We start from the raw sequence: 14,998 nt of genomic DNA on the forward strand, positions 1-14,998 counted from the left end.
AGCCACGGATCCAACCCCTGGGACTCCAGCAGGTAGAACACCGGTTTCCAGTAATCCGAGGTCGCCTCCATCACCACCCGGGTCACGCCCAGCTCACGCAGCCGATCGGCCAGGCCCAGCAGCGAACTGGTCATCGTCGAGTAGGCCGTGATCTCTGCGCGCGGCGGCCCGGCCGGTCCGGATGCGGCACCCGCATACACGCCATCAGCTCGGCCTTGCCGATGTCCAGCGCCGCGACCCGCTCGATGATCTCCTCGGAGTCCCCGCTGTCTTCCAACATCGCCGTCCTCCTCTCGGCACCACCACGGCGGTTGCCCGCAGGAGCTGCGAGGGACCGGCGAATCTGATCCGCGTGCTCGAAGCAACACCGAAGGGCCCACAGGGCAGCTCCCAGCGCCCGACTAGCCCACGACCTCACACGGACCAAGGAGCGACGGCGTCAGCGGGCAACCAACCCCATTTTCAGCCCGGAACGGGCCGCCCGACAGGGCGAACGGGGACTAGCACCGGTCATTCATGGTCCAGTGAGCTGATCTTGCACCTCTGGTCGTTGATCTTGGTCTTGCGGTTTCCCGAAGATGGGCGTGATGACGCTGCCGGCGTGCTGTTTCTGCCGGTGGCTCCCGCCGCTCGTCGTGTCGGGACGGAAGGTCAACCAGCAGGGAGGGGCAGCGTGGTGAGCCGTGCGAACGCGGCCGCCAGCTGCTGGGCCCAGGGCCAGGAGCGCTGGACGCGCAGGCAGAGCCGACGCTGTCCGCGGGTGAGACGGGCAGCGACGTGCAGTAGCCGGTAGCGCAGCGTCTTCGGCTCGACCTTCGCGAGATCGCCGTCCAGCAGTAGGTGCTGGGTCCAGGCGACGAGGTCGACGGCGAGCATGACCACGACGAGCCAGGCGGTGTTGATCGCGAAGCTGCGGGACGGGCAGTGGTCCAGGCCGGTGTCTTTCGCGCAGCGGATGCGGTCTTCGACCCGGGCGTGCGCGCGGTGTCGGGCGTCGAGGTGGGCGAATTGCCCGAAGCTGGTGTCGGTGGCGAAGGCGGTGTAGCGCCACCCGTCGTGCTCCTCGAACGCGTCGAGCTGCGCGCCGGGGTGCGGGCGCTCGCGGCGCACGATCATCCGGGTCTCGGACGGGTAGCCCTGCAGCGAACGGGCGGGCAGCACGCGGGTGATCTCGGCCAACCCGGCGCCGTCACGGTGCCCGCCGTCGGCGTCGATCGCGTCCGCCCAGACCCGGGCCGGGATCGCAGAGATCGCGGCTCGTTCCTTGCCGGTGATCGCTCAGCCGACCGAGAACTCGCAGCTCACCGCCTCATCGCGGCGGCTGCGGATGTGGCCGAGGAACTCTCGGGTGCGGCCGGCGGTATCGGCCCGGACCAGGATCGGGTTGCCGTGGCGATGGGCGTCCGGGACCTGGGCGAGAGCGGCTTCGAGCCCGGCGACGTGGTGCACCGGCGGCGGTGTTGCTGCCCGCCGTTTCCGCGCCGCAGCTGCGCGGCAAGGAACTCACCGGTGTTGTCGCAGAACGCCAGCATCGGATGATAGCCGAAGGTCTTCTTGAACGTCGGCGCGGCCAGCTCCTTCTCGCTGCGGCAGACCACGATGGACGCGTCGAGATCGATCACCAGTCCAGGTAGGGCCCGACCCGCCGCTTTCGCCGGCGGGAACGGCTGACCGGTGAGTTCGGCGCGCTGCGCCCAGACGACCTCCCGCGCCGCGGACCGGGCCCGCGCAACCTGGCTGAGAGTGGCGGTGTCGAGTTGGTCGAGCAGCCGCCAGCACGTCGAGTCCGACGCCACCAACCCGAACAGCTCGGCCTGATCGGACAGCACCGCGACGTCGGAGATCGTGGTGGCACCGTCGGCGACCGCGACCGTCAAATCGACCAGCACCCGGCCCGGATCATGACGCGCCCGCGGCCTGCGCAGCACCGCCAGCGCTTCGCCAAACTCTCCAGTTAGCGTCTCCGGTCCGCTACAGCGGCGAGCAAACGCGACCCCGCGTGCGACACCACACCCTCGCCGTCGGCGGTTGCGGTGATCCGCGGACGTGTCGTTGTAGCCTGCACCTCGAAAGTGCTCCTCTACCTGAATGGCCCGAGTCCTCAGCAAGCTCAGTTTCCTCTGGTAATGGGGCACTTTCGTCTATCCAGACACGCACACGCCGACCAGTTCATGAAGAACCAGGGCTAGGGCTCGGCGCGCAATCCGATCACGGTGAGGAGCTGAAGGTCGTGCCCCGGCCGATCCTCGGCGACTTACACGAGGGCTCCAACTCCCCAGGTTGTAAACTACGCGCGTGGATCCATTCATGGGGCGAAAACCGGTCGCATGGCGTGCGGTCCGGGCTGCCAATGTGACCCACGGCGTGCATAAGAGCCCGGGTCGAGGCTGTGTCGCGCGGGCCTGGTCGCCTTTCAATTCGCGGAACCTTATTACGGTCGTCGCGGTGCGTGACGGCTGCTCATTTTTGGGCTGACAGTCGGCCACAGGTACCCGCGTTAACGTCGTTTGACGTACAGGCGGGGACGGCGGGCTGGTGCGTGGGCAGGGTCGAATGACCGTGAGCGGTGAGCACGGCAGGAGGTGCGCGAGGAGGAACGCCGCCCATGCGCTGAGGTCGCGGCGGTAAATGCGGGGAGCGGGAACGGAGGCTGCAAATGCCTAACCGCGAAGGTAGAAGTCGAACGATTAGGCACCGAGTTCGCTCGCCAGATTGGCCACAAGCAAGTTCAGCACCTTCCATCTGAACTCCGGTGGATACTTCTGGTCGGGTGACCGGGGTGGCGAACGACTAGAGAAGGCCCTGCACTTTGGCCACACGGATCAGGTCCGCTCGGCTGCTGACGCTAAGCTTGCGGCCGAGCTGTGAGCGATATGTCTCGACGGTCCGGATCGAGAGGTGCAGGACCTTGGAAATCTCCGCATTCGTGTGGCCGGCGGCCAGGAGCTCCAAGACGTCACGTTCACGCGCGGTCAAGTGGGTGGACGCTGCTTTTTGTTCTGAGACGAACTCAGGAACGTATTGTCCGCCCAGGGACACCACTCGCACCGCTGCAGCGAGATCGTCGGCGGCCGCGTCCTTGGTGACGTACCCAGACGCCCCGCGCTCGAAGGCTGCCCGGACGAAGGAGCTTTCCTGATGCATTGATGCCATCAGGATTTTGGCCGTGGGGCACTGCTCTCGAAGTGTCTCGATTCCATCCAATCCGCTGGCCCCGCCGTGCAATGAAATATCGAGGATGATGACGGTCGGCGCCAGCTCGACGGCTAGGCTCGCGGCCTCGTCTATGGACGAAACATCCCCAACAACCTGAATGTCGGCCTCGTCGTCGAGGATCCGTCTGGCTCCTTCGCGGAACATTCGGTGGTCGTCACACAGTAGTACTTGCAGCTTTTCCATTTATTGCCTTCGTCGGGAGAGTGTGCCTTCACGCGCTGTGAACTGCCTTGGTCTGACTGCCGGGGTAGATCGGCAATGTGGCGTTGACGACGGTTCCCCCGCCAGGATCGCTGCGTACGGACACGCGGCCGCCCAATACTGCGGCTCGCTCTCGCATACCGGTCATGCCGAACCCGCCAGATGTGCTCGTGGCGGGTAGTCCCACCCCGTCGTCCTCGATAGTCGCCGACAACGTCAAATCGCTAAGTGTCAAGGTGATGGCACAATGCATGGCGCTGGCATGCTTGGTCACGTTCGTCACTGCTTCCTGAACAATTCGCAGACACGCGACTTGAACAGGATGGGGCAGGTTTTCGTAGGACAGATCGCGATCGCTGTCGGTAATATCGCACGCGTAGCTGATGGTCAACGAGGTGCGTGCCTGGCGACGCTCCACGAGATCCCGAAGGGCAGCGGGGAGTCCCAGTTCTGTCAGGGCTGGCACGGAGGTCTCGTACACGAGGTCGCGGACGACTTCGTTGCACTCGCGCAACTGCTCATAGATCCAGGTCACCGCATCCCCTGGTGGCTTCATGTTCAAGCGATCCAGACTGTTCTGTAGCCGCCGAGCTTCTATCAGAAGTGCCGAGAGGCGCTGGCCGACGTCGTCGTGGAGCTCGGCGGCCAGCCGTGTCCGAAACAATTCTTCGCTCACCATGAGCGAGGTCGACATGGTATCGGCCACGTTCTCCGCTGCCAGTACCCGGCGAAGACACTCCCGGGTCAGCATTGCCACCCGTCGGTTCTCGCTAGTCCAGGGAAGGCCGCGCTCCCGCCGGGCGACCAGCACCGAGTCGAGGCGTCCGGGCACGGGTAAAACGAGAAAGGTGGTCCAGCGGGGCGGCCGGGTCTGAAACCGGATGGAGGTGGTGTCCGTTCGTCCGCTCAGATTCCCCTTCGCGTGAAGCCATTCGAGGTCACCGTCCGCCATTGCTCCTGCGACGATACGTACCGGACTGTTTGTCGTGGCGCCCGTTTCGATAAACGCGGCGTTATCCACAGGCACAGCCGCCATGAGCAACGACACGACGATCGAGATTGCGGTCTGCGTATCGGGGTTGTCCCCACCCATCTCCGGCAGTGCTCGCGATGCTCCTGGCGCCACCGCAGCACGCACCTCCGGTCCGGCCCGGGCGGGTGCGCCGGTGAGCGCATCTGCCGAGGACTGCTGGGTCACGGGGCCGACCTCCGAAGGAACGCGTGCCTGACCATCGATGGCCATTGCTTCACCTCGTGTCTGACATGCTCGCGTTCGGCCTGGTAGATGCCGCTGGCAGCGGCGGCGATAGCTGTGCGCACCGCCGCCCGGACCGCCCACCGGCGCGCCGCAACACTTCCAGGGGCCGAGACCTCGGCCTGCCAACGCGCGACGGTGGCGCGCCAGGACAGGATCGGCGTCACATAGGAGTTAAGCAGTCGGCGGCGGCAAATCTCGGTGGCGGCATCGCTCAGGACGTCGTCGGCATCCTCGAGACGACCGACGCCGAGAAGTGCGATGGCTCGCCCGAGCAGGTAGGTGAGGGCCGACTGCACATCGAACCCGCCGTGCAGATCCGCGCCCTCGTTCTCGTCAATACCCTCGCCGTCGCAGGCGAGCGCTCGGATGCAGATGGCGCTAGCGGTCGCCTGCCGATCGCCGATAGCTTTCGCCAACCTGTGGACCTCCTCGGCCTCTCGCGCGGCGTCCTCTCGCTCTCCCAGCCGGTATAAGGCGAGGGCGCGATGCCACCGTGACGTGTGCGCTTCCCAGCGGTCCGCTGTCCGATCGAACCCCTCCACCGCCGCGGTGAGCAAGGAGATAGCACGTCGGTACTCGCCGGAGGCGACAAGTGCTACCCCGTAGAGGTGCATGGCGTGTGCCTTACCCCACTCGTCGCCTCCTTGGGCGCAAATCGAGACTGCCCGCTCGGCGTAGCGGGCAGCTCGCCGGGCTCGTCCGAGGAGCGGCCCGCAAAGTACGGCGTGGGTGGCGTACGCGTGGGCGCGTTGCGGTCCCTCGGCCGTACAGTGCCGAGCCACGGCCATTTCCCGTCCCTGGGCCCAAAGGGCGCGAATGCTGTTGTGGAACCACCAGCAGTAGGCGAGGTTGCCGAACACGGCTGCCTTGAGAACGGCGTGCTCGGCGTCTCGCTTGGCTAGGTAGCGCGGGAAATAACCGCCCGCGCCCCACCTGATTATCTCCTTGACCGAGGCGAGCAGGAAGCCGCGATCTGCGTGTGGAAGCGGCTCGCCCAGTACCCGTAGAGCCTGCAGAAAATATCGTTCAGCCGGTTCGAGGGTGCCGGTCTTGAAATGAGTCTCGCCGAGCAATCGGGATATCTGCGCGCGGCCGACGACATTAGATTCCGGACAGAGGTCCAAGGCTCGTCTGAGCGTGGCGATGGCATCGGCATAAGAACCGTCTAGCATGAGGACCTCGCCCATCTCCCGGAGCAGATCGTCACTCTCGCTGACGGCAATGGCGAGTTCGTAGTACTCGCGCGCCGTGCCAAGACTGTAGCGGCGCCGAGCTGTTCGGGCCGCGGTGACCGCGTGCGGGAACGCAGCCGCCAGATCCCCCGACGCGGCGAGGTGGAAGGCGAGGTCGAACTCGTCGGTGTGGCCGAGTTCCATCATCGCCCGGGCGACTTGCTGATGGACCGCGCTGAGCGGGACACCCGCTTCGTCGGCGAGCGCCTCTTCGCGGACAGTGTCATGGGTGAACACAAACTCCCGGATCCCCGGCCCGCCTGGCCCGGGTCGATCTTCGAGACTTTCGTTCAGCAACCCGCGACGGGCCAGCTCGACGACCACTGTGGCGCACCACGACAGGGACTTCCCCGACGCGCCGGCGAGAATGTCCATCCGGACCCGGAACCCGATGGCGGCGGCCACCTTGAGGATCGCCCGCAGGTGGGACGGCAACGACCGGACTCGCTCGGTGAGCACCTCCGGTGGTGCCGGTAGACGCCCGTAGCTCGTCCAGCCATCGGGCCCGGGCACGACCGCGCCGTTGTCGGACAGGAACCGTATGGCGTTCTGGGCCAGCAGCGGGCTCCCGCCCGCCCATCGGATCACGCCATCGACGACGGAATCGTCGACTCGTCCTGCCATGGACGTGAGGATCGCTCGCACGGCACCGGGCGGCAGGGAGTCCACTCGGACGATGTGGTCGGTCTCGATCAGCGGCATGCGGCTCTCGATATCGGCCAGCCCTCGGGAGACGAAGACAAGGATGACCCCCCGACCGATCTTGGGTGCAATCTCGGCAAGGCGCCGGAGCAGTAGGATGTCTTCGGGACGCGCAAAGTGGCAGTCGTCGATGATGACGAGCGCCGGGTTCTCGGCGGTCGCGAGCTCGCTGAGAGACGTCGCCAGCTGGCTGGCTGCCTCGTCCATCCGAACTGCGTTCTGCGGCGGTATTTCACCGCCGATATCAAAGCGTTCAACCCAGTCGGAGGGCTGCTGTTCCTGACCTCCGTCGACATCTTGCGCGCTACTCCGGGAACGGTGTAGCGCCCTGGCGAAGGACGACAGTACGACGTGCGGACGGGCTGCGACTGCGGGCTCACTCTTGACGTAAATGACCCGCGCGGAATGCTCCGCGTGAGCCCATCGGGCGAACTCTTGCAGGAGGCGGGTCTTGCCGATTCCGGCAGCTCCCTCGACGAGCACTGTCTGCGTTCGTTCGATCTGCGCGCGTTCGAGCGCGACGGTGAGTGTGGACCACTCGGCAGGCCGGGCAGCGAACGCCGCCGTTCCGAGCTCGGGGCGGATGTCGTGCGAGCCGATGCTGACGCTGGAGAGCTTGCCCGATCGACATGCCTTAGCCAGGTCCTCGAGGTCCCGGACGGCTGCGGTGAGCATGGCGTACCCGCCATGCAGGCCGGTCAGTCGCTCCAGCGCCATCCGCACGAACAGATTCAACTGTTGCGCAAGGGCGGTGGTGGCGGGCGGGTTTGCCGCCAGGACTCGCTCGAAGGCGTCGAGCAACAACGAGGCAAGGCTGGACGCGTCATCGGCGGGGGATTCAGCCGCCAGTACAGGTGTGATGGGCGACGGCGTCTTGTCCTTGTAGTCCAGGATGCCAGACAGTCGGGCCAACCCGTGATCGAGGAGGGCGACGCGCCCGGCCGCAACCACGACATTGGATGACTTCAGGTTTCCGTGGGCTAGGCCCGTCCTATGGAGGAAGGTCAGGTTCTTCACGGCGATGACAGCGACATCGAGAAAGTCGCTGAGCTGAGTTGGCGGATCGACCGACCATTCGTCGAGAGTCTGCCCGACCACGTACGGGCGGCTGATGAAAGCGACCCGGTCCGAGCGGAAGACCTCGAGTCTCGGGACGTGCGCTCGAGGACCGGTTCCGGCCTCCAGCCTGCGGCCAGCGTCCTCGATGTACTCCATGACGTCCCTGTCGAGCCGACGAGCAGGCATGACACGGACGAATGCCGGCGCGCCCAGCGAGATGTCGTCGGCGATGAGGGCCCCGGAATGCTGCCCCTTGGCGAGAACCTGCCGGGCACGGAACCGGTCGGGAAGGCGGTTCCATCCGGTCATGCGCTGACCTCCCGGCGTTGTCAAAGCCCTCCGACGAGGTGGCGTCGGCGGCCGTCCCGCGGCAGTCGCGGGCGCACCTGAACAACGTTCACGCCACCTATCGGGGTACGCCCGCAAGCGGGTCACCGGGCTGGAACGATCCAGTACGAAACGGTGACCGAGCCATTGCGCCACCTCAGGTACGGGCGAGGTTCGTGTCCGGCCCAGGGCTATCGGGAACGCACGTCGTGCAGGCGGTGAACCCTTCCTCATGGGCCTCATCGACGGTGATTGGCTCGTCGGAATGCCCGTTCAGTAGCCTGCACGCCGCGACGTGGTAGCGCCGACGCCCGCGCACGACGTGCACGACGGGTGTTTCGATCAAATCCTCGATCCCGGATTCGGCGCCGTCGCTCGCGGAGACCCCTGACGACGGCTCGGCGTCGGCCTCGTTGGTCTCGGGCTCCGCCCTCAGCCGCTCGGGCTGCAGAGGGTCGACCGGTCCGTCCAGTGGTGTCGGCCGGACGGATCCGTACTGGTTTGCGGAGCGGCCTTCCAGATCTCCGCTCGGCAATGTCCGCCGCTTCCAGACCTTCGCTGCAAACAGCATGGCGATGCCGAGCAGACTGACCCCAAGCGCGGCGTAGGTCAGGACGATCTCGTCAAGGACGAGGCCGAGGAGCAGGCAGGCCAGCGCGCCCGCTACGAGTGCGGCGATGAGCATTCCGGGTCTCCCTCCGGAGCGGCGGTCGAGATCGCGTCCTCTCGACGCCGGGCGGCGTCGGACGAGTTCGCAGTGGGTGGCGGCGGACGGCGACCCACATGTCGGGTCGGCTCCATGACATGGTCGGCCACCGCGTGGTGTCGCGATGATGCCAGGCCGCAGTCACGGAGGATCCCGGGTCGGGCCCCCGAGGGCAAGACCGGTGAGATGCCACCGGAACCGCCGACCGACGGGACCTGCCCGAGCCGTGGGTGCGCAGAGTAACTGACCCGCGTAGACGTCGACCATGCCCCTTGATCTGGGGAGATCTCGTCGGCGGGCCCTCGGGATGCTCCGGGATGCGGTCGTGCCGGGGGTCCGGTGTCACCCGGAGTCACGTAGTTATCACGGAGGCGCAGTGGCGCCCGTCACCGCCAAGGTGCTCTCCGAAGGACAGCGAGTGCTGCGGCGCCGGGTCATCCGGCCTTCCGCGCACCGCAGGACGGGGATGGATGGTCCTCCCTCGGGAAACGGAGCGTGCAACGTGGCGGATCGTCTCGCGGTGGTGAGCGGGGGGACCTACGGCGTGGGTCGTGCCGTCGTGCTCGGACTACTCGAAGACGGGTTCCGGGTCGCGACGTTCAGCAACGACGGCGACCAGGTGAAGACTCTGGCAACCGAGCTCGGCGACCGCGATGACGTGCTCGTCGAGGACGCCGACGTCCGAGACCTGGGCCAGCTGCAAGGCTTCCTCGAGCGAGCGACCGCTCGCTTTGGACCGGTGCGGGCACTGGTCAACAACGCCGCAGTGCGGCCGACAGGCTCGGTGTTGGACACCAGTGAAGAGACGTGGGACGCCACGATCGACGTCAACCTCAAGGGCCAGTTCCTGCTGTCCAAGGCCGCCGTGCCCTCGATGATCGAGGCCGGCGGTGGCGCCGTGGTGAACTTCTCCTCGGTCTCCGCGTACGGCGGCGGTGCCCACGTCGCGTACGTCGCCTCCAAGGCGGGCGTTCTCGGGCTCACCAAGGCGCTCGCGTTCGACCTGGCGAAGCATCGTATCCGGGTGAACGCCGTCGTCCCCGGCTTCATCCTGTCCGGAATGTCGGAACCGATGGTCGCCCACCGGCCCGAGATCCTCGAGGTCGTCAAGGGGATGAACGCCCAGGGCCGGGTCGGCATGCCCGAGGACTACGCCCGCACCGTGCGGTACCTGCTCTCCGATGCGGCCGACATGATGTCCGGCGCTGTTCTCGATGTCGGCCTGGTCCCCGGGGTGTTCCCGGACGACGCCGCCCTCTTCTGACCCGGCTGCGACTCGGAAGAACTGCTGAAGATGAAAGAGCATGCTGCACTTGCCACGGGCTGGGTACCAGTCTGTCCGGCCGAACAGCTGTCGGCGGACGGACGGGCCGCAGTCGATCTGCCCTCCGGGGAGCGGTGCCTCGTCTTCGAGGTCGAGGGTGCGCTCTACGCGGTCAGCGCCACCTGCTCACACCGGGCGCTGAGCATCGAGGGCGGCCCCGTTCAGGGCGCCTCCATCGTCTGCCCCTGGCACAAAGCCCGCTTCGACATGGCAACGGGCAAGGGCACGCGCCCGGCCCGAGACCCGCTGAAGACATTCGACGTCGCGGTGGTCGACGGGACTGTCTGTGTACACGAGAGAGAAGGCGAAGGATGAAGGTTCGGTCTGTCGGCTATGTCGGGATCAACGCAACGAACGTGCCCGCGTGGCACGACTACGCGCACGACGTCCTGGGCGTGCAGCTGCGCCCGGACGCGCCCAAGGACAGCCTCCTGCTGAAGACCGACGACTACCGCTGGCGCATCGCCGTGCATCAGGCGGAGGCGGACGGATTCGCCTACGCCGGGCTCGAGCTGCCCGACAAGCACGCGTTCGACGCCGCCGTCGAGGAGCTGAAGCAGGCCGGGGTGGACGTGCGCCCGGGCGGAGACGAGGAGCTCAAAGCACGCTCCGTCGGCGGCATGGCGTCCTTCAACGACCCCGCCGGGAACCGTCTTGAGCTCTACTTCCGGCCCACCATCGACTACAACTTCGTGTCCCCACACGGGGCGAAGTTCGTGGCAGGCGCCATGGGCTTCGGGCACGTGGTCTTCCTGATCAACGCCGAGCAGTACCAGCAGACGCAGGACTTCTACGTCCAGCAACTTGGCTTCCGGGTCTCGGAGTACACCACCCTCGGGCCGGTCGAGGTCTGCTTCCTGCACTGCAACCGCCGACACCACTCCATCGCGCTCGCCCGGGGCCCGTTCACCGCCTGCCAGCACATCATGCTGGAGGTCGAGGAGATCGACATGGTCGGTCGCGCACTCGACCGGGCGCAGGACGCCGGAGTGCAGATGAGCACCACGCTCGGCCGGCACCGCAACGATCACATGCTCTCGTTCTACATGCAGACGCCCAGCGGGATCGACCTCGAGTACGGCTGGGGTGCGCGCGAGGTGGACGAGGACACGTGGGTCGTCTCGGACTGGGAAGGCGGCGACGTCTGGGGCCACCGCGGTCTCGAGTCGCTGGCCCAGGGCGACTAGCCGGCACCGACACCCCCACGACGCGATCTCACACAGAGGACGGCATGTCAGAGAACACGGTTGAGCTGGACGTTCAGGAGCGGTTCGTGGACGTCGCAGGGCTGAAGATCCACGTGAGCGAGGTGGGCTCCGGGGAACCGATGGTGATGCTGCACGGCGGCGGGCCGGGCGCTTCAGGAATGAGCAACTTCCGGACGAACCTGCCCTACCTGGCCGCGCGCTTCCGGCTGATCATCATCGACCAGCCCGGGTTCGGGTCGTCCTCGAAGACCTTCCCCGACGGGGAGTCCTACTGGGAGTTCTCCGCCCGAGTGGTCAAGGCGGTCATGGCGAGCTCCGGCGTCGCCAAGGCGCACTTCCTGGGGAACTCGCTCGGCGGGGGCACCGCGCTGCGGTTCGCGCTGGACTACCCGGAGATGGCCGATCGCCTGGTGCTCATGGGTCCTGGCGGCGGCTCGGTGAACATCCTGACCCCCGGCGACATCGCCGGTGGCGTCGACCGGGCGGTGCGCCGCTTCTACGAGTCACCCTCGGTGGAGCGGATGCGCGAGTTCGTCGACGTCATGGTCTTCGACTCCAGCGGCGTGCCGGACCGGGTCCTCGAGGAACGGCTGGAGGCGGCCACCGACCCCGAGGCGATGGCTTTCATGCTGAAGCTGTTCCGGGCTCTCGGCGCTGACCCGGAGGCCGAGCTGTGGAAGCGGGTGGACCAGATCGCGCACCGCACCCTGCTGGTCTGGGGTCGCGAGGACCGGGTTCTGCCGTTCGACAGCTCCCTGCTCATGTTCCACCGGATGAGGAACGTGCGTCTCGTCGCGTTCTCCGAGTGCGGCCACTGGGCGCAGGCGGAGAAGCAGCAGGAGTTCGACCACTTGGTGGCCGACTTCCTGACGGCCGAGTAGGAACCGATGAGCACGAACAGCCAACTGTCGGTCGAACGCCCCTTCCGGGTCGCGATCCTCGGTTCCGGAAACATCTCCACGGACCTGATGTACAAGGTCCTCCGCGAGCAGACCCTGCAACTGGCCGTAATGGCCGGCATCGACGCCGGCTCGGAGGGGCTTCGGCGAGCCGCTGCTCTCGGGGTTCACACCACAGCCGACGGGATCGACGGGCTCTTCCAACTCGACGAGCTTCCCGAACTCGTCTTCGACGCCACGTCGGCACGAGCTCACCTCGCGCATGCACCGCGGCTTGCCGAGGCGCAGATCGCCAGCGTCGATCTCACCCCGGCGGCGATCGGTCCCATGGTCATCCCGGCGGTGAACGGGGACGAGCACCGCAGCGCGATGGAGCTCAACCTGGTCAGCTGCGCCGCCCAGGCCACGGTTCCGCTGGTCGCCGCCGTCGGCCGGGCGGCGCAGCATCTGCGCTACGCCGAGACGGTGTCGACCGTGGCCAGCGCCAGTGTCGGCCCGGGAACGCGGCAGAACATCGACGAATTCACGCACAAGACGCGCAAGGCCCTCGAGACCGTCGGTGGGGCCGAGCAGGCCAAGGCGATCGTCGTGCTCAACCCGGCAGATCCGCCTCCGTGCATGCGCAACACCGTCTATGCCGAGGTGGACGGCCTGGACGAGGACCTGCTTGCGGTCGAGATCGAGCGCATGGTGCAGCGCGTCCAGGCCTACGTGCCCGGCTACCGCGTCCGCGGGCCGGTGCTCAACGGCCGGAAGGTCACGTTGTTCAACGAGGTCGAGGGAGCTGGTGACTTCCTGCCGAAGTACGCCGGCAACCTCGACATCATCACGGCGGCTGCGGTGCGGATGGCTCGGCAACGGGTGACTGCCGGCGCGGAAGCGAGAGTGTGAGATGGAGCCTGTAGCCGGAACCCGGATCAATTACCTGGACACGAGCCTTCGTGACGGCAGCCACGCCGTCGAGCACGACTTCTCACCCGAGCAGGTGCGTCACGTCGTCGGCGGTCTGTCGGCCAGCGGCGTCCGGTACATCGAGGTCGGTCACGGGGCGGGACTCGGCGGGTCGTCGTTGCTGCAGGGGCGGGGGAGCTACTCCAACACCGAGTTGTTCGATGCCGCCTCCGAGGTCATCGGTGACGCGACCCTGTGCACGTTGATGCTGCCCGGCGTAGGCGTGATGGACGAGGTGCGTGAGGCGGTCGAGCACGGCGTCGGCGGCGTGCGGGTCGCCACCCACGTGACCGAGGCCGACGTGGCCGAGCAGCACCTGCAGCTGTGCCGCGATCTCGGCCTGCGGACCTTCGGGTTCCTGATGATGACCCACCTCGCCACCCCGGAGGTGATCGCGGAGCAGGCACGGATCATGGCGGAATCGGGCGCCGAGGTGGTCTACCTCGCTGATTCCGCCGGCTACATGACCGAGCAGGGCGTGCGCGACCGTGTCGCCGCCGTCCGTGCGGCGATCCCGGTCGAGATCGGCCTGCACGCCCACAACAACCTCGGCCTCTCCGTGTCGAACAGCCTGGCGGCGATCGACGAGGGCGCGTCGTTCATCGACGGCTCCCTCGGCTCCCTCGGCGCCGGCGCGGGCAACACACCGGGCGAGGTGTTCAGCGTGGTCACCAAGCGGATCGGTCTCGAGACCGGCATCGACGAGTGGCAGCTGATGGACGTGGCCGAGGACGAGGTGCGTCCCCTGATGCGCTTCCCCCAGGTCATCGACCGTACGAGCCTGGTGCTCGGATATGCCGGCGTGTACTCAAGCTTCCTGCTCAAGGCCAAGGCGGCAGCAGCCCGCTACGGCGTCGACGCCGGCGACATCCTGATGGAGGCCGGCCGCAGGGGTGCGGTCGGCGGACAGGAGGACCTGCTCGAGGACATCGCTTACACGATGGCCCAGGACCGGGAGGTGCCCGTTGGCGCCACTCGATGAGCTGACCCGCGCCGCCCTCGCCGAGGAACTCTGGAAAGCCGAATGCATGGCGACGCCGGTGAGCCCGCTCACCGACCGCTACGCGGGCCTGGAACAGGACGACTCGTACGGGATCCAGGCCGAGGTCGCTCGCATCAGGGCTGGCCTCGGGCATCGGGTCGTCGGGAAGAAGGTCGGCCTGACCAGCCCGGCCATGCAGGAGATGGCCGGGGTGCGCGAGCCGGACTTCGGACAGCTCTTCGACGTGATGGAGGCGACCGACGGCGACGAGCTCGATCTCGACACGCTCATTGCGCCCAAGGTCGAGCCGGAGATCGCCTTCGTGCTCGGCAAACGCCTCGAAGGCCCCCAGGTCGCACCGCGCCAGGTGCTGGCCGCCATCGATTTCATCGCACCGGCCCTCGAGATCGTCGACAGCCGCATCGCCGACTGGCGCATCCGCTGGCACGACACGGTTGCCGACAACGGTTCGTCGGCCCGGTTCGTGCTCGGCGACCGGGCATTCTCCCCGCACGGCGTCGATTTCGAGGCGCTGATGGTGATGGTCGAACGCAACGGCCACCCCGTCGCGAGGGGATGCATGGGTGATGTGCTCGGCAGCCCGCTGCGCTCGGTGGGCTGGCTCGTGCACAAGCTCTCGACCCACGGCATCGCACTCGAAGCAGGCGATGTCGTCCTGCCCGGCTCGCCGTGTCGGGCGGTCGACGCCGACAGCGACGACGTCTTCCGCGCCGATTTCGGGGCGCTCGGATCGGTGACCCTCGGCTTCGTCCGACGCGGCACCCAGCAATCAGATGAAAGGAAGCCGCAATGACGATCGGTTACAGCGGTGCCGAGAAGATCGATGATCTGCTCGATCCGGCGCAGGGTTTGGTCAGCCGGCATGTGTTCTCGGATCCGGCGATCTATGAGATGGAGCTGCAGCGGATCTTC

The 14,998-nt window shown here is 67.0% G+C and carries 12 protein-coding genes and 1 pseudogene; 7 read left to right on the top strand and 6 right to left on the bottom strand.

Features of this window, described 5'->3' with window-relative positions; translation table 11 throughout:
• Positions 1 to 130 precede the first annotated feature (130 nt).
• The 6 genes and pseudogenes from JWP64_RS30870 to JWP64_RS30895 all read right to left on the bottom strand — a co-directional run bounded on the left by JWP64_RS30870 (position 131) and on the right by JWP64_RS30895 (position 8,680).
• Positions 131 to 280, bottom strand: a complete 150-nt coding sequence (locus tag JWP64_RS30870) for a hypothetical protein (protein WP_297504076.1) — start codon at positions 278 to 280, stop codon at positions 131 to 133.
• Positions 281 to 651: 371 nt separating this feature from the next.
• Positions 652 to 2,065: pseudogene (locus JWP64_RS30875) on the bottom strand (IS1380 family transposase).
• A gap of 725 nt (positions 2,066 to 2,790) precedes the next feature.
• Entirely contained in the window at positions 2,791 to 3,399 is a 609-nt protein-coding gene (locus tag JWP64_RS30880; RefSeq protein WP_297504078.1) for a response regulator transcription factor, read from the bottom strand.
• 28 nt (positions 3,400 to 3,427) lie between these two features.
• A complete protein-coding gene (locus JWP64_RS30885; protein WP_297504080.1) occupies positions 3,428 to 4,615 on the bottom strand; it encodes a sensor histidine kinase in 1,188 nt (395 codons plus the stop codon).
• The gene (locus JWP64_RS30890; protein ID WP_297504083.1) at positions 4,612 to 7,977 is read right to left on the bottom strand and encodes an AAA family ATPase; all 3,366 of its coding nucleotides are present in this window, start codon (positions 7,975 to 7,977) and stop codon (positions 4,612 to 4,614) included. Before JWP64_RS30890 ends, JWP64_RS30885 begins: the two co-directional genes overlap by 4 nt.
• Positions 7,978 to 8,152: 175 nt before the next feature.
• Positions 8,153 to 8,680: a hypothetical protein gene (locus JWP64_RS30895; protein ID WP_297504085.1), complete on the bottom strand. Its 528-nt coding sequence runs from the start codon at positions 8,678 to 8,680 to the stop codon at positions 8,153 to 8,155.
• Positions 8,681 to 9,203: 523 nt separating this feature from the next.
• Here JWP64_RS30895 and JWP64_RS30900 point away from each other — a divergent pair.
• Genes JWP64_RS30900 through JWP64_RS30930 form a run of 7 tightly spaced genes read left to right on the top strand, consistent with a single transcriptional unit; the run spans position 9,204 to position 14,879 of the window.
• A complete protein-coding gene (locus JWP64_RS30900; protein ID WP_297504088.1) occupies positions 9,204 to 9,965 on the top strand; it encodes an SDR family oxidoreductase in 762 nt (253 codons plus the stop codon).
• Positions 9,966 to 9,995: 30 nt separating this feature from the next.
• Positions 9,996 to 10,340 (top strand): Rieske 2Fe-2S domain-containing protein, encoded by a 345-nt coding sequence (locus JWP64_RS30905; protein WP_297504092.1) that lies wholly within the window; start codon positions 9,996 to 9,998, stop codon positions 10,338 to 10,340.
• Positions 10,337 to 11,212, top strand: a complete 876-nt coding sequence (locus tag JWP64_RS30910) for a VOC family protein (RefSeq protein ID WP_297504095.1) — start codon at positions 10,337 to 10,339, stop codon at positions 11,210 to 11,212. The genes JWP64_RS30905 and JWP64_RS30910 overlap by 4 nt, the downstream gene beginning before the upstream one ends.
• 44 nt (positions 11,213 to 11,256) lie before the next feature.
• On the top strand, positions 11,257 to 12,114 hold the full coding sequence (locus tag JWP64_RS30915; RefSeq protein ID WP_297504098.1) for an alpha/beta fold hydrolase: 858 nt from the start codon (positions 11,257 to 11,259) through the stop codon (positions 12,112 to 12,114).
• 6 nt (positions 12,115 to 12,120) lie between these two features.
• Positions 12,121 to 13,023 carry an acetaldehyde dehydrogenase (acetylating) gene (locus JWP64_RS30920; RefSeq protein ID WP_297504101.1) on the top strand — a complete coding sequence of 301 codons (903 nt, stop codon included), beginning with the start codon at positions 12,121 to 12,123 and terminating at the stop codon, positions 13,021 to 13,023.
• A 1-nt stretch (position 13,024) separates the two neighbouring features.
• Complete coding sequence (dmpG, locus tag JWP64_RS30925) at positions 13,025 to 14,065, top strand: 4-hydroxy-2-oxovalerate aldolase (RefSeq protein WP_297504104.1); 1,041 nt, start codon at positions 13,025 to 13,027, stop codon at positions 14,063 to 14,065.
• Complete coding sequence (locus JWP64_RS30930; RefSeq protein ID WP_297504107.1) at positions 14,049 to 14,879, top strand: fumarylacetoacetate hydrolase family protein; 831 nt, start codon at positions 14,049 to 14,051, stop codon at positions 14,877 to 14,879. The genes dmpG and JWP64_RS30930 overlap by 17 nt, the downstream gene beginning before the upstream one ends.
• Positions 14,880 to 14,998: the final 119 nt, after the last annotated feature.

It is taken from the genome of Pseudonocardia sp. (assembly GCF_025465255.1).
In the GTDB taxonomy this organism is placed as follows: Bacteria; Actinomycetota; Actinomycetes; order Mycobacteriales; family Pseudonocardiaceae; genus Pseudonocardia.

Coding starts and splice junctions, on each gene's coding strand:
- JWP64_RS30905 (WP_297504092.1), top strand. CDS start 9,996: ATGAAAGAGCATGCTGCACTTGCCACGGGCTGGGTACCAGTCTGTCCG.
- JWP64_RS30890 (WP_297504083.1), bottom strand. CDS start 7,977: ATGACCGGATGGAACCGCCTTCCCGACCGGTTCCGTGCCCGGCAGGTT.
- JWP64_RS30920 (WP_297504101.1), top strand. CDS start 12,121: ATGAGCACGAACAGCCAACTGTCGGTCGAACGCCCCTTCCGGGTCGCG.
- dmpG (WP_297504104.1), top strand. CDS start 13,025: ATGGAGCCTGTAGCCGGAACCCGGATCAATTACCTGGACACGAGCCTT.
- JWP64_RS30895 (WP_297504085.1), bottom strand. CDS start 8,680: ATGCTCATCGCCGCACTCGTAGCGGGCGCGCTGGCCTGCCTGCTCCTC.
- JWP64_RS30870 (WP_297504076.1), bottom strand. CDS start 280: ATGTTGGAAGACAGCGGGGACTCCGAGGAGATCATCGAGCGGGTCGCG.
- JWP64_RS30880 (WP_297504078.1), bottom strand. CDS start 3,399: ATGGAAAAGCTGCAAGTACTACTGTGTGACGACCACCGAATGTTCCGC.
- JWP64_RS30915 (WP_297504098.1), top strand. CDS start 11,257: ATGTCAGAGAACACGGTTGAGCTGGACGTTCAGGAGCGGTTCGTGGAC.
- JWP64_RS30910 (WP_297504095.1), top strand. CDS start 10,337: ATGAAGGTTCGGTCTGTCGGCTATGTCGGGATCAACGCAACGAACGTG.